The following is a 25,276-nucleotide window of genomic DNA, read 5'->3' on the forward strand; positions in this document are numbered from 1 at the left end:
ACACTCGAAGAATCAGTGAGGGGTTGCAGTGAAACCGGATTGGGAGCGAAAACACAAGACCGGGAATGAGGAAAAGCTGCTAAAGCAACGAAATTCCTATCATTTTTCCGTCGACTTCAGTTTCAGCTTGAACCGCCGCTGCTGGGCCCTTACGGCGGCGCCACCTCGATATCGTCCTCGAGTGTGATCTTCTCGAAATCGGTCACCAGTGCATCGATCTGCACATGCCAGCGCCCGGCGAAGGGCAGCTCGACCTTGCGCACATGCCAGTAGCCGTCCGGACCGAGCTCGGCACTGCGTTCCATCGGCTCGATACCGCGCTCGGGCAGGCTCAGGGTCAACGTCGCCTCCTTGGCCCTCAGCGGCGTCGCCTCACCGGTCATGAGCTGGAGCACGAAATCGTTCATGCCGGCCTTGCCCGGCGAGACCAGGACCTGGAACATCGCCCTGTCGCTGTGGATGTGGACCGCCAGCGGGGTCTCCGGGACAATGGTCCGTGGCGGTGGCGTGAAGCGCCAGCCGGCGACGACCGCGAAGATTCCGAGCGCGATTGCACCTTCCAAGAGGATCGAACGCCTCAGTGCGGGCGCAGCTTTGTGATCGCCTGCCAGCGCCGGCGTCAGCCGGAAGCGATTGAGCGCGGCGAGCGCCAGCAGCGCCAGGACCAGCGCGAGCTTGATCGAGAGGATGAGGCCGTAGCGGGTCTCGACCAGCGCGGACAGTCTTTCGAGCTGGATGATCGCGAGCGTAAGGCCGGTCAGCGCCAGCGCGGCAACCACCGGCATGGCGATGCTGGAGAACCGGTTCAGGACAGGCAACGTCGCGGCCGAGGATTTCGACACCATCACGGCGAGCGGCGCCAGGGCGCCGATCCAGAAGGCGACGCCGAGGCCGTGGAGGAACATTGCCGGCCGGGTCAACATCTCGGGCGGCGCCGTTGCGGCGTGCCCGGTCATGGCGAGCGACGCTCCGACGCCGACAAACGCGATCGCCGCGAGCATGCGTGCATGCGCCGCCCAGAAGAGCGCAATCAGGGCGGCCAGCATGGCCGCGATGGCAACGAGCAAGGCTGGCCCAGCGCTGGTTACGAACGGGATCTTCCAGGGTGGTGGCGTCAGCAGAGCCGCGGGCGATAGCCCAAGGAGATCTGTCCCCAACAGGCCGAGCGAAGCCGTGGCGCCGAACAGCCCCACGATAAGCGCCGCGCGTGACACGCCCATCCCCACCGTCGACCCGACAATCCAGCGCGCAAAGAACACACCGCCGACGCCGACAAAGAGCCCGAGATAGAGACCGATCCGCGCAAGCCAGATCAGGGTATTCAATCCGCTGTCCGCATTTGCGGGCGGCTTTGTTGCTGTCGGCGCACCGATCGAGAAGATCACCGATCCCGCAATGGGATGGCCATCCTGCGAAATCACGCGATAGCTGACCACCGCTGTGCCCTGCGGCAGGTCCGGCGGCATTGCAACCGAGATCGTCTCACCCGCCGCGTTGACGTGCGCTTCATCCCGCGCCCTGCCCGCACCATCGATCAACCGGATCGCGCCGGGCGTCACGGCCTCGTTGAAGCGCAGTTCCACCGCCTTCGGCGCGCTCGGAAGGATGCTGCCGCTCGCCGGCTCGACCGAAACCAGCGCCGCATGTGCCCGCGCGCCGGTCGCGAAGCCGACGACCAGAAGCAGCGTCGCGAGCGCGGCGAGAAGGCGCATCAGGGTTTTGGCAAGAGTTTTACACCCGGCGCCGGCGACTTGCTCTCGTGCGAGGGCCCTGCTCCTTCCGCCGGGATCTCGATCCAGCGGCTGACGCCGGTTTCGCACTCCTGAACGACGGGAAAATACAGCGTCGTGTTCGGCTTGAGCGAGTCGGTCAGAACAGTGTGCATGATGAACTCGTCATAGTTCTTGTCCGAGAGCTTGCCGCCGGACCACGCCACCTCCTTGACGCCGGACGAGAGCTTGTTGCCGTGATAGTCGTACTCACTGGCATATTTTCCCTCGACGACGTCCACGTTCCAGCCCGCCTTCGGCATCGGCTTCACCGCGATGACGCCTTCGGGAATCTGGACGCGGATCTTCACCGTGGGCGAGCCCGCGCAGCCGTGGGGCACGGCGAAGACAGCCTTGTACGATCCGCCGACCGTGGCCTGCTTCGTCTCCAGCGTGACATGCGCGTCCGCAGGCGATGCGGCGAGCGCGGCAACCAGGATCAGGCAGGATCGCTTTGGCATGTTCGCTCTCTTCCTCATGGTCACTTGATCAGGATCGGCGATTCCACGCTGACATGATCGGCCTCGGAAATCGAAATTCCCAAGCCCAGCATCCAGCGCCCGCGCGTCAACTGCGCCACCTTCACGCGCCAGCCAGCATCGCCATCACGCGAGGCCTCGACCGGTGCCAGCTTTCGGCCGGTCTGCATGTCCACGAGCGCCACCGACACGGCCTTCGCCGTGAGCGGCGTCTCATCGGTCGTCTCGAGCTGGATGGTGATCTCGACGGGACCGGCGCGGCCCGGCGAGACCGTGACGTTGGCCATCGCCGTCTCGGCGTGCAGATGCGTGAAAAAGCTGTCGTCATCCGTCGCTGCCGCGAGCGGTGCGGCAGCAACGACGAGCAGAGCGCCCGCTCCAAGCGCAAGAGCCCTGATGGTTCGACGCAAGGTCATGGGAGTCCTGATCGATTTCATCACATCTTCATTCCCGAATGATCCGGCATTTTCTTCATGTCCATATGGCCGGAATGTCCGGCATCGCCGGGCGCCTGCGCGCCGACACCCTGGACGTCGAGGGAGATCGCGACCTTGCCGGCCTTTTCGAACTCAAGGGTGACCGGCACCTTGTCGCCCTGCTTGAGCGGCCCTTTCAGCTCCTTAAGCATCAAATGATAGCCACCCGGCGCAAGCTTCACGGTCTTGCCGGGATCGATCGCAAGTCCCTTGTCGAGCGGGCGCATCTTCATCACGCCATTGTCCATTGCCATCTCATGGACGTCGGCCTTGCCCGCAATCTCCGTCGAGACGCTGATCAGCTTGTCCGGCGCCGTCCCCTTGTTCTCGATGGTGAGATAGCCGCCGGCGACCTTTGCGCCGCTCGGCGTCGCCCGGCTCCAGGCCTGCGAGATGACGAGGTCGCCGGCCTTGACGTCGTCAGCGCGTGCCGGTGCGGCGAACATTGCGGCCGAGAGCGCAGCGAGCGCGAGGATGCGTGAGAGCTTGTTCATGAGGCTTACCTTTCTTGTCGTCGTTAACATCGCTCCACCCGTCAGAACGTGTACTTGCCGGCGAGAACGAAGGTTCGTCCCGGGAACGGATGGAACAGGAAATACTGCTCGTTGAAGAGGTTATCGATGCCGAAGTCGAACGCAAAATTCTTCGTCGCGTTGTAGTGGATCTTCAAGTCCACAACGAAAAAGTTATCGAAGGCACCGTACACGCGCGAGACGATGTCGGTGTTGTCGAGCGTCGAATACTGCTTGCCGCTATAGCGTGCCGCGACCGTGTAGGCCCAACTGCCGTTCGGCCGATAGGTGACGCCGAACTTGGCACGCCAATCCGGGACGCAAGGAACACGCTTGCCGACCGCCGTCGTCGGGACACCCGTCAGAGGATCCCTTCCGGCCCAGTTCGCGTCGGCCAGAATTCGGGAATCGACATAGGTCACGCTGCCGAAGAGCTGAAGCCCCTGGATGAGGACGTTGTCCTTGTCCGCGGATAGTTCAACGCCCTGCAACCTGATGGCGTCGACATTGCTGAACGTCGTCGCCGTCTGGGTCGCGTTGATCGCGTTGGTCTGCGAGATGATGGCGTTGTTGGTCCTTTCCCTGAACAGGGTCAGCCGCACGCGGCCGTCGTTCCAATGGCGTTCGATGTTGAGCTCACCCGTAAAATCCTGCTCAGGCTTGAGGAAGGGATTGGCCACCGTGATCGTGTTGCCGACCGTCACGTTCTGATAGAGCTCGAGCACCGTCGGGTAGCGATAGGCCTCCCCGAAATTGGCCGTGATGTTCCAGTCCCTGTTCGGATCCCAGGACAGCGAGGCCTTCGGCGAAAAATTCGTCGAGGACAGGCCGGGCTGGTTCGCCGTAAATGTTGACGTGATCGCGCCCGCCGCACTCGCCGCGGTGACGACATTGAGTCCGTCGAGCGCCTGCCAGCTCTCAAGCCGCCCGCCCAATGTCAGCTTCAGGTTGGGCTGAATCTTCCAGGCGTCCTGGAGCCACAGCGCGCCGGTCCGGGTCTCGCCCTCGCCGTTTGCGTAAAGCTGCCCCGTGCCGGTCGACGAGGTCTGATACCAGACCGTCGACGCGTAGGTCGGATTCTCCATGCGATAGCGATCGCCATGCAGGCCGAAACTGATCTCGTGCGGGCCGTCGTAGCCGAACGGCCGCCAGATGCCCTTGGCGTCCGCGTTCTGCCAGTTGGTGCCATCCATGCGCGTGATCTTGCCGTTCTGCGAGAAGCCGAGGCCTGATGTCACCGTGTAGGGATTGAGCTGGGTGTCTTCGAGATAGTTGTAGCTCGACGCGGAGAGGTCGAAATCGAAGATGCCCTTCGTGTCGCTCTTCACAGCGACCGCGTTGCTCAAATGGGTCTGGTCCCAGATGTACTTGCCGCTGGCGAACGTGCTGATGCCGGCAAAGGTCGGCAGCCCGGTGGCGGTCGAACGGAGATAGGTCTGCGGATCGGAGACCTGATGATTGTTCCAAATCCCGAGCGAGTACGTCGCCTGCACCAGGGGCGTCATATCATAGGCCAGCCGCAGATTGGCTGATGTCTGCTGCGAATGCGCGAGAATGCCGGTGCCGACGACGTCGGCCTCCTGCCCGACCTTGTTCTTGGCCGGGAACGCGCCGGTGGTACCCGCGGGAATGCTGCCATTCGTCGTGTAGGTCAGCGGCTGCTGAAAACTGTCGAGATAGTTGGCGCTGACGAGCCATGACAGCTTGCCGTCACGGTTGCCCGCCGCCGCACTGGTCTGGCTGGTCGGATAGACACCCCTGGTGCCGTATTGATTCCACGGCATCACCGACACCGTCTCCTTGACGACCGCGAACGGCTTGTCCGGCATCTTTGACGTGATCAGGAGCACGCCGCCGATCGAATTGCCGGGATAGGCAGCCGCGAACGGACCGTTGAGGTAGTCCACCCGTCCGATCGCTTCCGGCGAAATCAGGTTCCACTTCGGCGAGGCATTGGTGTTGTTGTTGCCGATCAGCGCCGAGATCAGGAGCTCGTCATAGTAGATCAGCGTGCGCGCGCTGGAGTTCACGCCCCAGCTCCGCGTCGCCAGCACCGCCATGTTGTCGCCGTCGTTGCGCTTCCGCACGAACAGGCTCGGCATGTACTTAACGGCGTCCTCGGGGTCCTTGAGGTTAATCGTCTCGTCGGCCTCCTTCGCCGTGATGCTGAACGAGCGCTGCGGCAGTTGATAGCGGGCCACGGCGGCGGGCGTCTCCAGCGACGGACGTGCGGTAGCGGCGCCCTGGCCATCGGCGGCAACCGCCGGCGCCGCCCGCGCGGCCGAGGCGACCGGCTTTGCCGACGGGCTCCTGGCTCCGGCCGTTTGCACCGCCGGCTTGCGCGGCTTGGGCTTCACCGCTGCGGGCGCATCGACGGTAACCGACGGCAGCATCCTCTCGCTGCTTTGGGCAAAGGCCTCACTCGCCCACGCGAGCAGCGCGGCCTGAACGGCCACCGCACTCACGCCGCGAAGGGCATGACAACGTAACATGGGGCATTCCTGACGCCGGCAGCTCTCGCCGGCCAATTGACGGCATCAATCGCCGGCAGACGGGCCGCGGCGACCAAGAGGGGCGTCAGGAAAACTGTGGAGGCGCGCGCGCCTGGGCGCTGGAGCCGCGATGGGACGCGCCGACATGATCCGCTGCGTCATGCCACGCCACGCTTTCAGCGTGGCGGAAGGAAATGCCGAAGGTTGTATGCGGCGGCGCGTCCAGCGACGCGTTGGCCTGCGCCAGGCAACACAGCGCGCAGGCACCGGCATGCGCTGCCGGCGCTCCCGTCTGATCGTCGAGGCCGGCGCCCTGCTCGCTCGCGCTATGGCAGATGACCGCGGTCTTGAGCGGATCGGCCACGGCCTGGCCGGCCGCCCAGCACGCCGCAATCGGCGCCAGCACCTGCATCGCCAGCGCGATCAGGACGATCGGTAGGAATCTTTGCAGCCGCGCGCGCATCCGCCGAACCATTCGTTCGCTTACTAACTAGACACGATCCGCCACAGAGTCGAGATCGCTCTTTGCCCCAGATTGACGCAGAACAATCATTCAGTTCACGAGGTGTATCGCGGGATGCATCGTCCCAAGCAGCCCGACAATGGCGAGAATGGCAAGGCCGAGAGCAAGCTCGACCGTGCTGTTGCGCGTGAGCCAACGCAAGGCGCCGTTGCCGAACGGGGTAAGCCGCGGCGTCAACACCAATCGGTTGATCAGGGCGAGTATCAGCATGAGCGCGATCAGGACAAGCTTGAGCAGCAACAACCGCCCATATTCTGTGACGATCAGCGCATGCATTGAGCCGACAAGAATGGCGGCGTTGATGAAGCCTGTGAGCAGGAGCGTGAGCACGCTGACCACCCCCATCATCGAAAACCGCCCGACGACGTCGCGGGTGATCGAGACAGCCTTGCTTTGGCAAGCCGCACCCAGGAACAGGATCAATGACGCCAAGCCACCGATCCAGGCCGCGGTGGCCGTCAGATGCAGCGCATCCGCGGCAAGATGCAGGTACCCTGCCTCGCCAACGGTCGAGCCGGCATGGCCAATCCAGGCAAGGCTTGCGGCAAATGCGACCGCGGCCGCAAATCCAAGCCATTGCGCGATCGCCACGCGATGATAGACGAGGCAGGCGGCCAGACAGACTGCAAGGCCCGCTCGAAGCGTTGTCACCTGGCCGAACTGCGTTTCGTTGATCACCGTCGACAAAACGTCCGCCGACATTGCCTCATCGAGCGGCATCCCACTCATCGAGGCGGCTTGAAGCAACAGCCAGATCGCGCCGGAGATCACGGCAACGCCAAGGCCGAGCCACGAAACCCGTAAGGTCGGCGCCTCGAACGCAGCAGGCGCGGCTGCATCCGGGCGGAAGCTCGGCGCGGCGATGACGGTCCGAAAGATGACATCTCCGACCATGATCGCGGTCGCCGCAAAATGCACGACGCGCGTCGCGACCAACGGCACTCCGGCTGCTGACCAGTCCATCTGCAATCAGCCCTTATGGACCGACCTGGAACGTGAAGCTCCCATCGGTCGTGTGGGTATCCACGGACAGCACGTGCCAGTTCACGTGGTATGTGCCCACCCCTGCCTGCTTCAGCGAGATCGACATCTGGTTGCCGCTGACGCGCGCCTTGCCGGCGTCCGCGCGCTGCCCGGAGGGACCCGTGACGGCTATCGAACTGAATGCCGCTTCAAGTTTCTGGGTGAACCAGAGCGTCACCTCGCGCGGAGGGCCCGCGACCTTGTTGCCGACGCGCGGCTCCGCATGGTCGAGAAAGGCGTGGGCGCACGCTTCGCCGGACATCACCGAAGCCAAGAACAGGACCATGAACGGTATCATCGAACTCAGAGATGAGCGTCGCATCGGTCAATTCCTTGCAAAGGGGCTGGCGGGCTGGACCGCCCCACCAAAAATCGGCTTGCCGATTCCGTGGGGATCAATGTCGTCGAGATAGAAGTGCAACTGTCCGATTACGCCGACATGCGTTCCGCTTTGCCGGTTGATTGGAATGAGGGCCTCGATACCCACCTGATACTTGTTGCCGACCCAGAGGACGCCGGGATTGATGGTGCCTGTTGTCGTCGTGCCCGAGGTGAGCGTGTTCGCGACGGGTGTTTGCAGAGTGGCTTCGACGAGCGGGATCAGGTGATTGAAGAACTCCGGCAAGCCGAGGTCCACGACGGATGATTTCAGGTAAGGCATGCTGTACTGGATGGTTACCCCCCAGTTCACCACGCGCGGATGGAATTCGGTATCGGTAGTTAAATCGCCGGAATCGGGATCGATCCCGGAAGTGGTCGTGAAATTCCTGGCGGGAATTGCGTAGCCGACCTGGCCAGTAACGGCGATGGGGCGAAGCCAGGAGAACGTATCCGGCAGGTCGCCAAAACCTTTGCCGAACCAGAGCATTGGTGAGTAGGTGTTGAAGGGATCGGCCCCGACGTTTTGCGCGCCGGTGCCGCCCCATTCGATGTTGAGGCCGACCGACATCACGAATTCATGCGCGGGATCTCTGAAGACCCGGTACTTGAACGTGGTCTCCAGGTTCTGAAATCCGTTGGCGCCGGGGACGGTCAGATCCATCGAACTGAGAAATGTATAGGTTGAGCCAAACGACACCGCAAAATCCTCGGTGATACGTTTGGAGAACTCGCCGGATACGTCGCGTTGCCGGACCGGCGGGACGTCGCCGGTCTTGAAGCTATCGACGGTGGGGAGTGACAGTTCGTCGTTGACGCCGGGGTCATCGATCCCGAGCGTTGCCGGGAAGAAGCGGTTGCCGACGATTTCGTGGGCCATGCTTCCAGACAGAGGAAGAATCGCGATCACGGCCCCCAAGAGGCTCGCACGCGGATGAGAGATAGACATGAGAAGTCTCCGCAAATTGACGCGCAAGTTCAGCAGCCGGTCGGCCGCCATACTCACGTCAACTGTGGAGGCGCGCGTGCCTGTGCGTTGGATCCGCTGTGGGACACGGCGACGCGATCCGCCGCGTCGCGCCACGCCACGCTTTCAGCATGGCGGAAGGGAATGCCGAAGGTTGTATGCGGCGGCGCGTCCAGCGACGCGTTGGCCTGCGCCAGGCAACACAGCGCGCAGGCACCGGCATGCGCTGCCGGCGCTCCCGTCTGATCGTCGAGGCCGGCGCCCTGTTCGCTCGCGCTATGGCAGATGACCGCGGTCTTGAGCGGATCGGCCACGGCCTGATCGGCTGCCCAGCACGCCGCAATCGGCGCCAGCACCTGCATCGCCAGCGCGATCAGGACGATCGGTAGGAGTCTTTGCAGCCGCGCGCGCATCCGCCGAACCATTCGTTCGCCTGCTACGTAAACACCGCAGGGCGCCCGAGTCGAGGTCGCTTCGACCGGCTTTTTGTCCTAGGGCAAAATTCCCGAAAACCGTGCTCGAAGGTCCCCAGCTCGGTCCGAAGTCCGCCTTTTCAGGCGCTCGCAGCTCCCCGCATATCCACAGATTTCTTATGTTTGTCATATACTTACGGAGCGCTCAGCCCGATCATTTCGTCAATTGCTCGAATTTTGAACAATCGTTGCCGAAAATGATGACAAGTGAGAAAAGTTGATCTAGCATCCCTCTTGCTCAGGCTGGCCGCGAGGTCGAAGTCTGGTGGTCCAAGTCTCGGGAGGAGCCCCTGACGCGCAAAACGCAGCGTCGCCCCGTCAATCAAGATCAAATCTTAGAATCGGGGATAATAGGGTCGACACAATTTTCGAGCGGGGCCAGGGCCCCGCTCTTTTTTTGCCCGCACGGCCTCTACGCCGATGAATGCTTCCCCTAATCCGATCGAACTGAGCTTTGATCTCGCGGCAACGCGGTGCGCGGACCTCACGCCGTTGGTCTATCAGCGGCTGTTTCGCGAGTATCCCGAAGCGCAGGCCATGTTCCGCTCGCAAGGGAGCGAACTCGTGAAGGGATCGATGCTGGCGCTGACGATCGAGGCCATCCTCGACTTCGCCGGGACACGCGGCGGACATTTCCGGCTGATCGCCTGCGAAGCGTCCTCGCACGACGCCTATGGCACGCCGCGCGAACTGTTCATCGCCTTCTTCGCCGTCATCAGGGATACGCTGCGCGACCTGCTCGGCGACGAATGGTCGCCCGACATTGCGCTGGCCTGGGACAAATTGCTCGTCGATATCGACGCATTCGCCGCCGCTTCGGCGTAGCGCTTTGCGCTGCACCAACGCGCCGCGGCGATTTCCCGCGCGATTGCAGATTGGGTAGCGTGAGCTCCACGATTGTGAGAGACTTTCCGCCTCGGTAGCGCAATCAATGACGCGCCGACGTTAAAAGATATGGGAGCGAGCGATGTCCGGGACGAAAGATTTCTCGACGACGAGGCGCGATCTTCTTCAGGCGGCAGCGACCGCCGGCGCCGCGACTGCCATGCTCGGCAGCATGGGCATAAACCCCGCAATTGCAGCCGAAGTCGGACGAACCGAGAAGCCGCTCAAGGCGGCCTTCTCCAATGCAGGCCTCCAGGCGACGTGGTGCGCGCAGGGCAAGCAGGCCGCGGAGTTCTGGGGCAAGCTGTTCAATGTCGACGTCACCTGGTTCGACGGCCAGCTCGATGCCGTGAAGCAGCGCGCGGCGATCGACAACATGGCCTCGCAGAAGTGGGATTTCGTCGCGATCCAGGCCTTCGGCATCGGCACCCTCACCCAGCCCGTGCAGAAGATGATCGATGCCGGCACACCCGTGATCGACATGGACACGCTGATCGCCCCGCTCGACCAGATCAAGGTCCACTCCTTCCTCGCCCCCGACAACGAGTTCATGGGCGCCTCGGTGACGCAGGCGCTGTGCAACGCCATGGGCGGCAAGGGCAAGATCATCATGACGCAAGGAGCCCTCGGCCACACCGGCGCGCAGGGCCGCGCAAAAGGCTTCAATACGGTCGTCAAGCAGTTCCCGAACATCGAGGTGCTCGACACCCAGCCGGCCGACTGGGACGTGTCGAAGACGGCGCGCCTCTGGGAAACCTATCTGACGAAATATCCGCAGATCGACGCGGCGTTCTTCCACAATGACGACATGGCACTCGCCGCCTACAACATCATGAAGGCGCGCAACCGCGCCAACATCCTGATCGGCGGCGTCGACGCCATGCCGCCGGCGATCCAGGCGGTGAGCGAAGGCCGCATGTTCGCAACCGTTCGCAATCCCTCCTGCCGCATCCATGGCGGTGCCATCATCGCGGGCGTTGCCGCGGTCGTCGGCGGGGAGAAGAGCGGACAGGGCATTCCCAAGAACGTCGTCACCGACGGTCCGGTCGTAACCAAGGCCAACGCCGCCGGCATGCAATGGATGCAGGACCATTTCCTGATCTGAGCCTCCATGCCCGAGGGTTATTCGCCCATCCTTGAACTGCAGGGCATCACGAAGAGCTTCGGCGGCGTCGAAGCGCTTCGTGGTGTCGACTTCGCGCTCTATCCCGGCGAGATCCACGGTCTCGTCGGCGAGAACGGCGCCGGAAAAAGCACGCTGATGAAGATCATCGCCGGCGTGCACACCGAATTCTCCGGCCGCTTCCTGATCGACGGGCAGGAGACGCATTTCCGCTCGGCCCGCGATGCGCACGCGGCCGGCATTGCCATGGTGCACCAGGAGCTCAGCGTCGCGCCCGACCTCACGGTCGCGGAAAACGTCTTCCTGGGCAACCAGCCGACCAATCGCTTCGGCCTCGTGCAGTGGCGGCGCATGGCGCGCGAGGCTGGCGAGCAGCTCGCCCGCTTCGGCATCGACGTCGATCCGATGTCGCGGCTCGGCGATCTCCCGATCGGGCTGCAGCAGCTGATCGAGATCGCCCGCGTGCTGTTCTCCGGCGCGCGCATCGTCATCCTGGACGAGCCGACCTCGGCCCTCTCCCCGCCCGAGGTCGAGCGGCTTTTCATGACCCTGCGACGCCTGCGCGAGGAAGGCACCGGAATCGTCTTCATCTCGCATTTCATCGAGGACATCTTGCGTGTGTCCGACACGGTGACCGTGTTCCGCAACGGACGGAAGGTCGCGGAGACCGCAGCTTCAGCGACCAGCAAAGGTGCGCTGATCGAGGCCATGATCGGTCGCGGCGGCGAGGCGCTCGAGCACAGCTATACCGACGACCTGATGCTGCCCCGGCCCAGCGACAGCTCGGTGGTCCTGAAGGTCGACCAGCTTTCGCTGGCCCGCAGCCTCCAGGACGTCTCCTTCGAGGCACGCGCCGGCGAGGTGCTTGGCATCTACGGCTTCATGGGCTGCGGGCAACAGGAATTGTCGCGTATCCTGTTCGGCAAGCTGAAGCCGGACAGCGGCCGGCTTGCCGTCGACGGCACGCCAAAAGCCTTCGCCAGTACAGCGGCCGCACGGCGCGCCGGCGTGGCGCTGGTGCCGGAGAGCCGGCGCGCCATGCTGTTCCACCAGGAGCCGGTCTACAAGAACATCTCGATCAGCATCCTCGATCGCATCTCCGCGCTGCTGCTCAAGCCGACGCAGGAGCGCGACATTGCCAAGCGCCAGGTCGAGCAGCTGCAGATCCGGCCGCCCGTGGTCGGCCTCGACCTCGGCATGCTCTCCGGCGGCAATCAGCAGAAGGTCGCGCTGGCGAAATGGCTGACCTATCCGCCCAAGCTGCTGGTGCTGTGCGAGCCGACCCGCGGCATGGATGTCGGCGCCAAGAACGACGTCATCAACATCGTCCGCGACCTCCGCGCCAGGGGGCTCGCCATCATCGTGCTGTCGACCGAGCCGGAAACGGTGCTGTCGCTGGCCGACCGCATCCTCGTGCTCAAGCGCGGCGCGGTGGTGCGGGAGTTCAAGAACGAGCGGGTCAGCAAGGACCGCCTGCTGGAAGCGGCGTGACGGAGAAGCACCATGGCGAGCAGTGAGACGGCTTTGGCAGCGGGTCACAAGGCACGGGGCCTTGCGCCCTTCGTCCGCTCGCAGATGCGCAACATTGCGCCGTTCCTGACGCTGATCTTCCTGTCCGCCTTCTTCGCCTTTGCCAGCCCCTCCTTCGCTACCCTGGACAATCTCGGTAATATCCTGACGCAGGTGTCGGTGACCGGTATCATCGCGGTCGGCCTCACCTTCGTGATCCTGTGCGCGGAGATCGACCTCTCGATTGCCAGCATCGCCAACGTCACCGGCATCGCGGTCGCCTACTTCACGCTCCAGGAATCCTACGTCAACATCGCCAGCGTGCCGCTCCCCGGCGCCGCCGCGATCCTGCTGTCGATCCTGCTCTGCGCGCTGCTCGGCCTGGTCAATGCACTCGGGCTGACCGTGATCGGCATCCCCTCCTTCATCATGACGCTGGCCATGATGCAGATCGCGGCCGGCATCTCCGCGCTGCTCGTGCGCGGCCAGATCGCCTACAAGGTGCCCGACCTGATCGCGACGCTGGGCTCCGGCTCGATCGGCGGCATTCCCTGGATCGTCATCGTCGCGGCCGTGATGCTGCTCGGCGGCCATCTGGTACTGACCTACACACGCTTCGGCCGCTACGTCTACATGGTCGGCGGAAACCGTGAGGCGGCCGAATATTCCGGCCTCAACGTCAAGCTGATCCTCGGCGCGGTCATGGTGATCTCGGCGGTCTGCTCCGGCATCGGCGGCATGCTTGGCGTAGCCCATTTCGGCAGCGCGCAGCAGAACGAATTCGACACTTATCTGCTCGACTCCATCGCCGCTGTCGTCGTCGGCGGCACCAGCCTGTTCGGCGGCCGCGGCGGCATCGGCAACACCATCGTCGGCCTGTTCGTGCTCGGCGTCCTCAACAACGGCCTCGACCACGTCAACATCGACAGCTTCCTGAAGATCCTGATCCGCGGCCTGATCCTGCTGGCGGCGCTGATCATCAACGTCTACGCCCAGCGGCTGCGGGAGAAGGCGGCGGAGTGAGCACCCTCTCCGCAAAGATCTCGAAAACAACCCCATGCAAAGTAGAAATTGCTCGCGAATTTAGGCCCCGGGATGGCTTGAGCCAGGCCGCGAGGATGTTTGACACGTCGGGCAAAACAGGAGCACAATTCCACCATGGCACCGATCGCGTGTCTGGAGAGCGCTGAGCTCAAGCTGGGGACGCCCGGCTCCATCGTTCGAGCCGCGCTCGCGCCCTCAAGAGCTTGAATCACGGCTCGGCGATCGGGCTCGACCTAGCTTCCCGCAAGGCGGATTGGCAGCAATTTAGCCGAAAGCAGACCTATTTTGCTCAGCTCGAGCGTTGTCGTTCATGACCCAAAGCTGCCGCCGCCGAGTTGCTGCCCATGTTAAAAAATGACAGTGGTGTCATAGCTCACCGATGGGGAGCGGCTTATTCGCAAAGCTCGACGAGCTAAGACCGTTTCTGATCGAATACAGGCTTGCGGGCCTGCAATAGGAACCCCTTCTCGCCACAATAGTTAGAGAGCTTCTTAGAAGGGCTTCACCATGCTAACCGCCACTCAATGCCAAGCACTCGCAGACGAATACAAGTCGCTTGCACGTGGACCCGATGTTTCCAGGGACCGCGCGGCTATGTTGAGTAACATTGCGCGAAACCTGACTGGTCTGGCGACGCAGCTTGATAGGCTGGCAGCTCATTTGAGAGATGAAGCTAAGGCCGCTTCGCGTGCACACGGTGATTGCGGTCGCAGCCGACCGGAATAATGCGAAGTTCGGGTCTAGCATCATTCTCTAGCTGCTCATTCTCTTTGCGACGAAGAGCAATCTTGAAGCTGGTGGACCTGCTGAGCACGATGACGTGCAGAACGTCTTCGGCAATTTCGAGGTCTCCGACGTGCTGATAGCGATGGTGGGCGGCTGATCGGGAGGGGCTCGACGGCGCTACCTATCTCCTCTCAACCCCTTCCTTATCGTAGCGGCAATTGTCCCGCGGATGCTGGCGGTGCCGGCAACGTTGCCGTCCAGCGAACCGAACAGCCGGATCGCAAGCGCTTTGCGCTGCGCAGGGGTTGGCCGAAGCCGCACCCCGATGGTGAGCTTGTCGCGGTCCGAAATCTCCGCGTCGATCCAGCCCAGTGAATTGAGATGAAGCCCTACGGGCCCGCTCATCAGGCGGGCCGGCCGGCTCCCGCTGCAGGACACTCGGGCGCTCGATATCGACAACGCCGTAAGCAGACCGGGAACGACGTTGCCCCCCAATGCCAGTTGGGTTTCCTCGTCGATATCAAACAATATCTCACCACGCCCCAGCTCGAAGCATACCAGAAACGCGATGAAGGCGATCAACATTGCGACGCCGGCCCATAGCAGATTGAAATAATCGAGAGGCGAAATCTCGCTGGCGGCATATGGTGAAACAAATGCCCAGATGATGCTGGCCGCAGAGCCGAACCAGATAAAGCCGAACAGCGCCGCGAACTTCCATTGGGTCCTTGGTTCGGAGCGGTCCCCGCCCTTGTTGGTGATCTTGAATGGCCTGCCGAACGGCTTTACAGCAGCACTGATAAGGGTGACGGAAATCGCAAACGCGGCAATGGCATGGGTCGCTTCCATGAATAGCGGCAGGGTACGCCACCTCGAGGCCCAGGCCATGTAGATCATCTGGCCGAGGAGCGCCGGCAGCCCATATCGCAGGAACGAGAGATAATCCGCCTCGAAGGCGGGAATGTCCGCAAACCAGTAGACGGACGGCGCCACCAGCAGCATGACCAGAAATGGCTTGCACAGCCAGTTCAGGATGCCATGCAAATATTGCCATCTCTGGGTCAGCGAGAATCCGCGCCCGAAGAGCGGCCCATCGTGAAGCAGAGCGACCTGGATCGTTCCGAGGCACCAGCGGGCTCTTTGCGTGACGTATTCAGGCAAGCCCTCGGCAGAGAGCCCGGCGCTCAGCCTCTCATTCAGCCACCAGGTCTCGTAACCCTTTGCCAGCAGTGCATAGGTCAGATGGAGATCTTCCGTGACCGTCTTGTCCGGAAATCCACCGATCTCGGTCAAGCGATCGCGGCGAATGACAAAGGCCGTGCCAACGCAGAACGCGCATCCCCATGCATCCTTAGCCGGCTGAAAAATATCAAAGAAGAAGCGTTGGTCATCGACCCAACTCTGCGCTGCCAGGAGATTGTGCTGGACAGGATCCGGGTTGTGGTAGAATTGCGGGGTCTGCACCACGGCGACCTGCGGGCTCGCAAGCAACCCGACCGTGCGCCGCAGGAAATCCCGACGCGGCGCGAAATCCGCATCCAGCACCATGATGACCGGGGCGTTGGTCCGCGCAGCGGTGAATGCAAGAGCGTTGTTCAGATTACCTGCCTTGGCGTGCTCATTGTTGGCTCGCGTGATGTAGCGCGCACCCGCATCTTCACAATAGTCGCGCAGCCATTCGCGCCTCGTATCATCGAGGACCCAGACGGTGACATGGGGATAGTCCAGCGCCAGCGCCGTCAGGATGGACCTTTCCAGAATCTCGAGCGGTTCGTCGTATGTGCAAATGAAGACATCGACGGGAGGATAGTTGCCCGCCTGTTCCATCCTGCGCTGTGCTGTGTCGGCCTGCCCGGATCGGTCGATGCTTCGGAAAAGGATGATGATCGACATCAACGTGTAGGTGATGGCGAGCGCTTCGAGCGCAAAGAACAGATATTGCCACGAAGCCTGCATCGAGAATGAAAGCGCAGGGAGGGTATCGTGCCAACGCCACAAGCCGTATGTGACGAGCAGCGATCCGGCAGCTGTCCCGAACAGGATCCGGTCGCCGCTACGCGCGGGATCGAGCAGCCGCGTCAGGACGAGCAATCCGATCAGCAGGCCGATATCGATCGACAGGATGGACGAGATGTCAGCGGGGGTTTCGAACATCAGTCGACCCTTCTTCCGGTAAACGGATTCCACGCCGCGGCCGCCAGTGTCACCCATGCGGTCGCTCCCAGATGCGGTCGCTTGAAGTAGAAGAAATCCGGTGTTGTCTTGGTCGGATCGATCGAAAGGCCTGTCGAGACCCGCGCGGTTCGGCTTGCATTGAAGAAGCCGGAAGGCGCGCGGTCGGCTTCAAGCATCATCAGCAGCTGCCTGCTTTTCGCGGGATCGCCGGCAATCCGGTACGCCAGAGAGGCCTGTGCAGTGCCCTCGATCCACATGCCGTCCCGGTCGCCGTTGAAGTCGAACCCGTCGCCGACGTTCAGGTGAGTGGCGGCAAATTCCAGGGCGGATCGCCATTTGGCCGGTCCGTCGGCAATCGCCATCCACGGCCAGAGCTGGACATCCAAAGCAAGCAGTGCGGGATCGGCGAGGCTGCCGTCGGGCTTCGTTCCCAACAGGAAATGATCCCCGACAAATGCCCGCTCGACGAAACGCCGCGCCTGTGCAGCGGCTTCCGCATGCTTGGCCTTGCCGGTGAGGCGATAGAGCCAAGTGGCCGCCGCATAGATGTCGACGTTGTGTTCCGTCGATATCCAGGTGATGGGAACCGAATGCGGGTCGTAACCATGAAACCCGCCACGGAAGCCGGCACCCGATGAGACATTGGCCGTCACCCAATCCATAAGGCGATCAGCGTCCGCGATGAACGACGCATCGCCCGTGGCCTGATGCAGCGTAAGCAGTGCCAAAATCGTCCAGCCGGCGTTGCCAGTCGAACTGCCGTCCTGTGCGGTGTCTTCAGCCCAGATATTCTGGTCCCTGTCCCACCAGCCGGGCAGCGCGGGAGATCCTTCCCCTAATGCACCAGCGCGATAGGCGTTGCGCACCCGGCCGTCCGTGAATGTGCGATCGCTCCGAACAGCGCGACTCAAGGCATTCCCGATGAGGGTTGCCCGGCTCACATCGCCGCAAGCCACAAGGGCAATCGCCGCGAGCGCGTTGTCATAGACAAATGCGGAGGTGGCCAATGCCGCTGGCAAGTCGCTCTCGCCCTCGCCCGGTTCATAGCTGCGCACGAACACCGCGCTGGCGCCGGCCGCCTGCGATGTCACGGCGTTCGCCAGGGCGGCGCAGTCATGTCCAGCGCCAGGGCTTCGATTGCCGTTCGAACCTCCGGCGGCTGGCGTCATCATCGCCAGCCAGATTGCGATAACGGCGCCTCGTCTTGCAGCGACATTGCCACTCCGGGGAGATCGCATGGTCACGGCACCGCGGGCTGAGCGGCCGACGCAGCGGAACGGAACTCGGCAATCAGCGCGGCGATGCCCGCCGAGAGCGTGCTTTTCTTGCTGTCGCCAGGTGCCGGGCCCTTGTCGGCGTTCCACGAAGCGATGAGCTTTTCGGCCCGATGCCAAGTGACGGACATCGACGGAATCAACGCCTTGTCCTTGGTGACGGTGACCCATTGGCCGACGGTGCAAGGCGTCGTTTCACTGGACGTGGCGACCGGCTCGGAGTTCACCACCTCGCTGTCACGCTCGTCGGGAGTAATGATCGCGTAAAGTTCGCGCCGTTCGGTCTGCGGAAAGGGCACCGCGTATCGTTCGTCGACCTTGTCGGTCGTCTTCGGCAGGATGGCTTCGACGATGCCGGATTTGAAATCGGCATTGTCGATATGGACGCGCGTTCCGACCTTCATGCTCTGGGACTGCCGATAAGAAAAGATCGCGGCAACGAAGCGCTTGTCGCAATCGACGAGCGAGGCGACGGCATCGCCAGCATTGACGCGGCGGCCCGGTGTAACTCCCATGGTCAGGATCGTGCCCGGCGTGGAAGCCGTAACATCGGCATCTGCCAAGATCGCCAGTCGCTGACGCTCCTTGTCAACGAGGGACTGATGATCCCGCAGAGACGCCGAGAGCTCCTTCTCCTCGATCTGCATCCGCGTTGCGTCGAGACTGATGTCACGGCGTTTCTGAACGAGGATTCCGATCGCGACAAGGTCGTCACCGACATAGATGCCTTTTTGGAGTGCATCGAGCTGCGCGATCTTCTGATTGAGCTTGGCCCTTTCGGCATCGGCGTTGTGGAGCGCCGCTGAATATTGCGCTTTCGTCGGGTTCAGCATGTCCATGCTTGCGACGTTGCGAGCAACCAGAGTGGACTGGCGGTCAACCAGGGCCTTCTTTGCTCCGCTCAGGGAATCCGACTCCGCCACTTTTGCGCGCAATGCGACGATCTCCGACTGAAACTGCGTTCGCAGTGTTTCTGTCTGACTGCTGATCTCGGAGTCCAGCGCATTTACATAGGCTCGGTCTGACTCCTTCTTCTGCTTTGTTGCTTCCAGCTTCGCACGTTCATCTGAGGTTTTCTGCTCCAATGCCATCAGCGCGGACTCGTCGACCCGTGCATTAGATATCCGTGCCAGCGAATCGCCGGGCTCCACCGCGTTGCGGATCTGTTTGGAAAGCGAGCCAACCTCGCCATCGATTGGTGCCGTCAACAAGGTCAGCGGCGCATTGACCACTGCCCGATCAGATTGATCGGCGATGATCGGCGGAGCAACAGCGCTAACCAGCAGAACCGACAGCACGCCCGCTATCACAAGGGAGGATGCTCGAAGGATCACGGGGTGACGCCTTGCCCGCCTGCCGCCGTTCTTGTCCGCAGAACCGCCGTTAATGGTCTGGTGCATTGCTGGCTCCCTTTTTTGACCGATGCCTCAGAGAGCGTCGCCTCCAGACGTGGCTATCGATGGCAATTCCGGGATTCTTCTGGCTTCCGGCAACCGTTTTTCGATTGGCCTCCTAACAAGGGCGGGAGCCTCGCGTTCCTAGCCGATGTTTAATCGAAGATGAAAAATCGGCAATGTCGGCCGCCCTGCTCGATCGGGAATAGAGACGCTCGCGCGTCGGAATTGTGTCGAAGCCGCGGAATCCGCGATCGTCGGCTATCTCTACTGCCGAAACATCCGCCCGCGCCATTGGCTTGATGTGATCTCGGCATATGCCGCGCATCTTCATGAACTTGCGGACGCATTTTTGACGTCGGTCAGAGAGCTAGCCGTTCGTGAAATCCGGCTGCCAGTCGCGCAGTTTGCGCGCGGCGCCGGTGACGTCTGTGACGGCCGGGAACGAATTCGTCTCCGCCATCATCGCGCGCGCGAGCCGCACGGCTCGGGTTTCACTGGGAGCGCGGACGCGCTCTTCATCCTAGGGATGTCCGCTCTCGCTCGATGCCAACCCCGCCTGACCGGCAATCTCGTCGCTTCGCCAGCACCGGACCGCGTGTCCGTCGGAACGCGTTTCAAGCGACGGACCCGGCTCGCGACGACACACGGCTTCGGCGTAACGGCAGCGCGGGCTGAAGGCGCATCCGTTCGGCGGGTTGAGCGGATTGGGAAGGTCGCCCCCGGTCGTAGCTAACGGCGCATGGCGCAGCGGATCGGGGATGGCGGCGATCAGCGCTTGCGTATAGGGGTGCGCCGGGCGTTCGAAGATCTCGCGCCAGTCGCCATTCTCCACAATGCGGCCGAGATACATCACGGCGACCCTGTCGCTCATGTGCTCGACGACGCCGAGGTCGTGGCTGATCATGATGTATGAGAGACCGAGCGTTTCCTTCAATTCCAGCAACAGGTTGATGATCTGGGCGCGGATCGAGACATCGAGCGCCGACACGGGTTCGTCGCAGATGACGATCCTGGGGTTGAGGATCAGCGCGCGCGCAATGCCGATACGCTGGCGCTGGCCACCCGAGAACTCATGCGGGTAGCGGTCGGCCTGTTCGGGCCGCAGGCCCACGTGCCGCAGCATCGTCGCAACGCGTTCCTCGATCTCGCTTGCGGCGGTCACGCCATGCACACGCAAGGGATCTTCAAGCGTGCGACGAACGGTCTGGCGTGGATTGAGCGAAGCGTAGGGATCCTGAAATACCATTTGCACGATGCGGGCCAACGTCTTTCGATCGCCGGATTGCCGGCCCGTCACGACCTGTCCGTCCACCACGATGCGGCCGCGCGTCGGCGTCAGCAGACCAAGGATCGAAAGTGCGACCGTCGACTTGCCGGAGCCGGACTCGCCGACGAGGCCGAGGCATTCGCCCCGCTTCAGCCTGAGATCGACACCGTCGACGGCCCGCAACAGCCGCCGGCCGCGGCCCAGCAAGCCGCCCCCCACCGGAAAATGGACCGCGAGATCCTCGACGCTGAGAACGACATCGTCGGCCGGCCTCCCCTGCGGTTCATGCATGGTGGTGACACCTGACCAAACCGCCGGCGTCCAGCAATGTCGTCTCCGGAGCGGTGGTCCGACAGATATCGGTCGCCTGCGCACAACGCGGATTGAACCGGCACCCATCCGGGAAACTCGTGATTGCCGGGACGACGCCCGCGATCTCCTTGAGCCTGGTCCGGCCAAGCGCAGCGCGGCTGCCGAGCCGCGGCAGCGAGGCGACCAGGCCTTGCGTATAGGGGTGCGAGGGTGCCCGGAAGATATCGGCCGAGCCGCGCTCCTCGACGATGCGGCCGGCATACATGACGGCAACGCGGCGACAAACGTTGGCGACCAGGCCGAGATCGTGGCTGATCATCAAGATCGCCGTTCCTCTCTCGGCGCATAAATTCCGCATCAGCTCGATGATCTCGGCTTGCACGGTCACGTCGAGCGCGGTTGTCGGCTCGTCGGCGATCAGAAGATCCGGACCGCATGCGAGTGCGATAGCGATCATCACGCGCTGGCGCATGCCGCCCGAAAGCTGGTGCGGGTAATCCTTCACGCGTCGCTCGGGCGCGGGGACGCGGACACTCGCCAGCGCCTCGACCGCCAGTTGATTGGCTTCCCGCCAGCTTTTGCCCTTGTGCAGCACGAACATCTCGGCGATCTGCCGGCCTACGGGCGAGACCGGGTTCAGCGCCGTCATCGGCTCCTGGAAGATCATGGCGATGCGATTGCCGCGCAGCGCCCGCTGCCCAGCGGCGGGNNNAAGCCGCTGGATCTCCCGCCCGTCAAATCGTATGACGCCGCCGCCGATCGACAGCGGCTGCCGCAACAGGCCTATCAGGGCGAGGGCCGTGATGCTCTTGCCGCAACCGGATTCGCCGACAAGGCCGAAAGTCTCGCCACGATCGATGCGGAACGAAACACCCTCCACGGCGGGAACCTTATTGGATCCGTCGTTGAGATCGATGCGCAAGTCCGCGATTTCGATCAGCGGCGAGCCCGTCATGTCCGCCGGCTCCGCGATTGTGGATCGAGAATGTCGCGCAGGCCATCGCCGAGCAGGTTGAGGCCGAGCACCGTCAGGAAGATGGCAAGGCCAGGAAAAACGGAGAGCCACGGCGCCGTCGTGATCTGGTCGCGGGCGTCCGACAACATGCTGCCCCAGCTCGGAAAGGGCGGGCGGACGCCGAGGCCAAGGAACGATAATGCGGCTTCGGACAACACCGCGCTGCCCATGCCCAGCGTACCGATGACGACGATCGGTCCGAGCATGTTCGGCAGGAGCTGCGTGATCATGATGCGCAAATCGCCGTAGCCGAGCACGGTTGCAGCCTGCACATAGCCCTGGCTCTTGAGCGACAGCGCCGACGCCCGTGCGATCCGGCATGTGAAGGACCAGTTGGTCAACCCGAGCGCGATCAACAGGCTGGTCAGGCCGGGTCCAAGCACCGCCATGATGGCAAGCGCGAAGATCAGCGAGGGGATCGCGAGCATGAGATTGGTCAGCCCGTTGACGAAATCATCCCACCAGCCGCCCCAATAGCCCGCGCTCAGGCCCAGCCCCACGCCGATGACGCTGTTGATGAGCTGCGAGACGATGCCGACCGTCAGCGAGACGCGGGCGCCGTACACGACGCGGGAATAGATGTCGCGACCCTGGTCGTCGGTACCGAACCACCAGGTCCAGCTCGGGGCCTCTTCCGCGTTCAGCAGGTTGGCGTCCAGGACGGGATCCGTGTGCGCCAGCCAGGGCGCGAGCAGGCCGACCAGGATCGCAAGCGCGAACAGCGTGCCACCGATGATGAGATTGGCGCGGAGCTTCATGCGTATCTGATCCTGGGATCGATCACGCCGTAGAGCACGTCGATCAGCAAGTTGACCGCGAGAAAGAACAGCACCACCACGAGAATGGAGCCCTGGACGGCCGGAATGTCGCGCTGCAGGACGCTGTCGACGAGCAGCGATCCGATGCCCGGCCACGAGAACAATTTCTCGACGACGACCGCCTGCCCCATCAGCGCGCCGAACTGCAGGCCGACGGTGGTGAGAATGATGACGAGCGCATTGCGCATCACATGCCACTTCACGACCCGGGTCTCGCTCATGCCCTTGGAGCGCGCGGTGCGGACAAAATCAGCGGTCATGATCTCGAGGACCGCGGCGCGCGTCGTCCGGGCCAGCAGCGCCATCGGCGAAACGCCGAGTGCCGCGGCCGGCAGGATCAGATATTTCAATCCCCCATCGCCATAGCCAAAGCTCGGCAGCCAGCCGAGTTTCAACGCAAATAGATACATCAGCACCAATCCGAGCCAGAATTTGGCAATTGAAAGGCCCGACACCGCCACGACCATTGCGATCGTGTCGACGATGCTGCCTGGTTGCAGCGCTGCGATGAAACCAAGCGGCACACCGATCACGATGGCAAAGGCCATGGCTGCGAATATGAGCTGCAGCGTCGGCCATGTCCGCTTGGCGATCATCGTCGTGACCGGCTCGCGCGTCCGGAACGACGTCCCGAAATCACCGATCGCGAGCTTGGCGATGTAGGCGCCGAAACGCACGTAAACGGGATCATCGAGGCCGAGCTGCTTCTTCATGCGCAGCTCGACCTGCGGATCGCTGTCGTCGCTCATGCTCGAGACGATGCTCCCCGGAACGACGCTGAACAGCACGAAGACCAGCAGCACGACAGCGAGCACGGTCGGAATGGTTTGCAGGATTCGACGGATCAGGAAGGAGAGCATCGGCACTTTTCCTCTCTCCCTCCATCGTTCGTTGCGATGGAGGGAGCGCGAGAGCGCGTGTCACTTCGCGGGCGAGGTCTCGTCGACCCAGAGGTCCTCGACGTTCTGATGAGTCAGCTCCGTCGCGTTCAACTGAATCCCCTTGAGCCACGGCTGCACCGCCATGACCGCCTTGTTGTAGTTGAAGAACCAGACCGGCGCCTCTTCATAGAGCAGCGCATTGGCCTTTTGCAGCAGCTGGGCGCGCTTTGCGACGTCGTCGGCCTGCCCGGCCTCGTCGATCAACTTGTCGAACTCGGCATTTTTGAAGTTCATGTAGTTGCAGGCCGGTTGTGGCGTCGACGAGTGGAAGCATTTGAGGGCGGCCTGGGGATCCGGGCCGGTCGCCTGGGAATAGATAAAAGCCTGGTAGTCGCCGCTGCGAACCACCTCCGCCAGCACCGCGGTCTCGACCTGCTTGACCTTCGCCTTGATGCCGACCTTGTCCAGCATCGGGATGACGGCCGAGACGATCGGCAGGCCCCAGCTTTCATTCTGGCTGGTGGTCCATTCGAATTCGAAGCCCGAGGGATAGCCCGCCTCAGCGAGCAGCTGCTTGGCCTTGGCGGGATCGTAGGCGTAGGGCTTCATGGTCTTGTCGTAGACGGGAGAGGTCAGCGGCAGCCAGCTCGTGGCGCGATAGGCCTTGCCTTTGACCAGCTTGTTGATGATCAGGTCGGTATCGATCGCGTAATTGATCGCCTGCCGGACACGCTTGTCGGCGAACGGCTTGAATGAGGGATTCATCCCCATGTAGCGCGTGAAGACCTCGGCGACTTCGACGATGGTGCCCTTGAGGTCGGCGTCGGCCTGATAGGAGACATACTGCGCGGGCCCGAGCACCGACGTGTCGATCTCCTTGTTGCGGAAGGCGACATCGCGCGCCGCGGCCTCGGCCATGACCGACACGATGACCTTGTCGGCGTAGGGCTTGCCGGGCTTGTAGAACCGGTCCCACCGCTCCAGAACGATGCGCGATCCCGGCACGTGCTCGACGAATTTGAATGGTCCGAGACCGATCGGCTTCTGGATAAAGCTCTCCTTGGCGGCCTCGTCGGCTGGATAGATCGAGGTCAGCGCGGTGAAGAAGTAGAAGCCCGGATCGACTTTCTCGGTCAGCCTCATCTCGAGGGTGAAGTCGTCGATCTTCTTCAGGCCGGAGATTTCCTTGGCCTGGCCCTTCTCGACCGCGGCCGCGCCCTCGATCACGCGGACAAAGCGCGCGCCGGGATAGGCCTTGGTGCCGTCCATGATGCGGTTGTAGGACCAGATGATGTCATCGGCCGTCATCTTGCGGCCATTGTGGAAATAGGCGTCGTCGCGCAGCTTGAAGGTGTGAACGAGACCGCCGCCCGAGACCACGTCCTCCTTGGCAAGCTCCAGGACCGGCTTGCCTTCCGTGGAATTCCAGATGTAGAGCGACCGATGCAGGGCCTTGGCGTAGATCTCGTCCTGGGCGCGCTGTGTGGTGTGAATGTCCAGGCTGGTGAAACTCGAGCCATAAGGCGCGGTCATGCGGATGGTTCCGCCCTTGCGCGGTGTCTGGGCCTCCGCCGTGGCGGCGAGCGCCAGTCCCAAACCAGCGACGATCGCCACTATCCTGAACATCATGTTCCCTCCGACAATGCAGGCGTGTTCCGATCAGCGAGTTGACCATTCGCAGCATGTCGAATGCAAGCTCCTTGAAGGGTTCACGTATGCTAGCGTAGCGCTCGGGAGGCCCGATTTGTGAGTACGCGC

Annotated in this window: 22 protein-coding genes and 1 pseudogene; 4 read left to right on the forward strand and 19 right to left on the reverse strand. The window is 62.7% G+C overall.

The window, feature by feature from the left end; genetic code table 11:
• Positions 1 to 149: 149 nt before the first annotated feature.
• The 10 genes from AYJ54_RS44305 to AYJ54_RS44350 all read right to left on the reverse strand — a co-directional run bounded on the left by AYJ54_RS44305 (position 150) and on the right by AYJ54_RS44350 (position 9,044).
• The gene (locus AYJ54_RS44305) at positions 150 to 1,712 is read right to left on the reverse strand and encodes a copper resistance CopC/CopD family protein (RefSeq protein ID WP_063708784.1); all 1,563 of its coding nucleotides are present in this window, start codon (positions 1,710 to 1,712) and stop codon (positions 150 to 152) included.
• Entirely contained in the window at positions 1,712 to 2,230 is a 519-nt protein-coding gene (locus tag AYJ54_RS44310) for a YcnI family copper-binding membrane protein (RefSeq protein WP_063708958.1), read from the reverse strand. The genes AYJ54_RS44305 and AYJ54_RS44310 overlap by 1 nt, the downstream gene beginning before the upstream one ends.
• A 20-nt stretch (positions 2,231 to 2,250) precedes the next feature.
• Positions 2,251 to 2,664, reverse strand: a complete 414-nt coding sequence (locus tag AYJ54_RS44315; protein WP_245329326.1) for a hypothetical protein — start codon at positions 2,662 to 2,664, stop codon at positions 2,251 to 2,253.
• A gap of 20 nt (positions 2,665 to 2,684) precedes the next feature.
• A complete protein-coding gene (locus AYJ54_RS44320) occupies positions 2,685 to 3,218 on the reverse strand; it encodes a copper chaperone PCu(A)C (RefSeq protein WP_063708786.1) in 534 nt (177 codons plus the stop codon).
• A 41-nt stretch (positions 3,219 to 3,259) separates the two neighbouring features.
• Positions 3,260 to 5,728, reverse strand: coding sequence for a TonB-dependent receptor (locus tag AYJ54_RS44325; RefSeq protein ID WP_063708787.1), 2,469 nt, complete (start codon positions 5,726 to 5,728; stop codon positions 3,260 to 3,262).
• 85 nt (positions 5,729 to 5,813) lie between these two features.
• Positions 5,814 to 6,203, reverse strand: a complete 390-nt coding sequence (locus AYJ54_RS44330) for a DUF2946 family protein (RefSeq protein WP_063708788.1) — start codon at positions 6,201 to 6,203, stop codon at positions 5,814 to 5,816.
• 78 nt (positions 6,204 to 6,281) lie between these two features.
• The gene (gene copD, locus AYJ54_RS44335) at positions 6,282 to 7,214 is read right to left on the reverse strand and encodes a copper homeostasis membrane protein CopD (protein WP_063708789.1); all 933 of its coding nucleotides are present in this window, start codon (positions 7,212 to 7,214) and stop codon (positions 6,282 to 6,284) included.
• Between the two features lie 13 nt (positions 7,215 to 7,227).
• Positions 7,228 to 7,560: a copper resistance CopC family protein gene (locus AYJ54_RS44340; RefSeq protein WP_082906141.1), complete on the reverse strand. Its 333-nt coding sequence runs from the start codon at positions 7,558 to 7,560 to the stop codon at positions 7,228 to 7,230.
• Between the two features lie 39 nt (positions 7,561 to 7,599).
• A complete protein-coding gene (locus tag AYJ54_RS44345; protein WP_245329327.1) occupies positions 7,600 to 8,652 on the reverse strand; it encodes a hypothetical protein in 1,053 nt (350 codons plus the stop codon).
• 2 nt (positions 8,653 to 8,654) lie between these two features.
• Positions 8,655 to 9,044: a DUF2946 family protein gene (locus AYJ54_RS44350; RefSeq protein ID WP_063708791.1), complete on the reverse strand. Its 390-nt coding sequence runs from the start codon at positions 9,042 to 9,044 to the stop codon at positions 8,655 to 8,657.
• A gap of 468 nt (positions 9,045 to 9,512) precedes the next feature.
• Here AYJ54_RS44350 and AYJ54_RS44355 point away from each other — a divergent pair, with 468 nt between their 5' ends.
• The 4 genes from AYJ54_RS44355 (at position 9,513) to AYJ54_RS44370 (ending at position 13,632) form a co-directional block, all read left to right on the forward strand.
• Complete coding sequence (locus AYJ54_RS44355; protein ID WP_063708792.1) at positions 9,513 to 9,917, forward strand: globin; 405 nt, start codon at positions 9,513 to 9,515, stop codon at positions 9,915 to 9,917.
• Positions 9,918 to 10,059: 142 nt separating this feature from the next.
• A complete protein-coding gene (locus tag AYJ54_RS44360) occupies positions 10,060 to 11,082 on the forward strand; it encodes a sugar ABC transporter substrate-binding protein (RefSeq protein WP_063708793.1) in 1,023 nt (340 codons plus the stop codon).
• A gap of 6 nt (positions 11,083 to 11,088) precedes the next feature.
• Positions 11,089 to 12,591 (forward strand): sugar ABC transporter ATP-binding protein, encoded by a 1,503-nt coding sequence (locus AYJ54_RS44365; protein ID WP_063708794.1) that lies wholly within the window; start codon positions 11,089 to 11,091, stop codon positions 12,589 to 12,591.
• 12 nt (positions 12,592 to 12,603) lie between these two features.
• Complete coding sequence (locus AYJ54_RS44370) at positions 12,604 to 13,632, forward strand: ABC transporter permease (protein WP_063708795.1); 1,029 nt, start codon at positions 12,604 to 12,606, stop codon at positions 13,630 to 13,632.
• 924 nt (positions 13,633 to 14,556) lie between these two features.
• Here AYJ54_RS44370 and AYJ54_RS44375 read toward each other — a convergent pair.
• The 9 genes and pseudogenes from AYJ54_RS44375 to AYJ54_RS44410 all read right to left on the reverse strand — a co-directional run bounded on the left by AYJ54_RS44375 (position 14,557) and on the right by AYJ54_RS44410 (position 25,147).
• Positions 14,557 to 16,533, reverse strand: a complete 1,977-nt coding sequence (locus AYJ54_RS44375) for a glycosyltransferase family 2 protein (RefSeq protein ID WP_063708796.1) — start codon at positions 16,531 to 16,533, stop codon at positions 14,557 to 14,559.
• Positions 16,533 to 17,726, reverse strand: coding sequence for a hypothetical protein (locus tag AYJ54_RS44380; RefSeq protein ID WP_082906140.1), 1,194 nt, complete (start codon positions 17,724 to 17,726; stop codon positions 16,533 to 16,535). Before AYJ54_RS44380 ends, AYJ54_RS44375 begins: the two co-directional genes overlap by 1 nt.
• A gap of 68 nt (positions 17,727 to 17,794) precedes the next feature.
• On the reverse strand, positions 17,795 to 19,228 hold the full coding sequence (locus AYJ54_RS44385; RefSeq protein WP_245329329.1) for an HlyD family secretion protein: 1,434 nt from the start codon (positions 19,226 to 19,228) through the stop codon (positions 17,795 to 17,797).
• A 517-nt stretch (positions 19,229 to 19,745) separates the two neighbouring features.
• A complete protein-coding gene (locus tag AYJ54_RS44390) occupies positions 19,746 to 20,783 on the reverse strand; it encodes an ABC transporter ATP-binding protein (protein WP_063708797.1) in 1,038 nt (345 codons plus the stop codon).
• Positions 20,776 to 21,513 (reverse strand): ABC transporter ATP-binding protein (locus AYJ54_RS44395; protein WP_245329330.1); only part of this gene is annotated, 738 nt, incomplete at its 5' end. The genes AYJ54_RS44390 and AYJ54_RS44395, both read right to left, overlap by 8 nt.
• 3 nt (positions 21,514 to 21,516) lie before the next feature.
• Positions 21,517 to 21,759, reverse strand: a pseudogene (locus AYJ54_RS53330) (ATP-binding cassette domain-containing protein); the annotation flags it as partial.
• Positions 21,756 to 22,577 carry an ABC transporter permease gene (locus AYJ54_RS44400; protein WP_063708799.1) on the reverse strand — a complete coding sequence of 274 codons (822 nt, stop codon included), beginning with the start codon at positions 22,575 to 22,577 and terminating at the stop codon, positions 21,756 to 21,758. The gene AYJ54_RS44400 and the pseudogene AYJ54_RS53330, both read right to left, overlap by 4 nt.
• A complete protein-coding gene (locus AYJ54_RS44405; RefSeq protein ID WP_063708800.1) occupies positions 22,574 to 23,497 on the reverse strand; it encodes an ABC transporter permease in 924 nt (307 codons plus the stop codon). Before AYJ54_RS44405 ends, AYJ54_RS44400 begins: the two co-directional genes overlap by 4 nt.
• Positions 23,498 to 23,557: 60 nt before the next feature.
• Positions 23,558 to 25,147 carry an ABC transporter substrate-binding protein gene (locus AYJ54_RS44410; protein WP_136624357.1) on the reverse strand — a complete coding sequence of 530 codons (1,590 nt, stop codon included), beginning with the start codon at positions 25,145 to 25,147 and terminating at the stop codon, positions 23,558 to 23,560.
• Positions 25,148 to 25,276: the final 129 nt, after the last annotated feature.

The organism is Bradyrhizobium centrolobii, from assembly GCF_001641635.1.
In the GTDB taxonomy this organism is placed as follows: Bacteria; Pseudomonadota; Alphaproteobacteria; order Rhizobiales; family Xanthobacteraceae; genus Bradyrhizobium; species Bradyrhizobium centrolobii.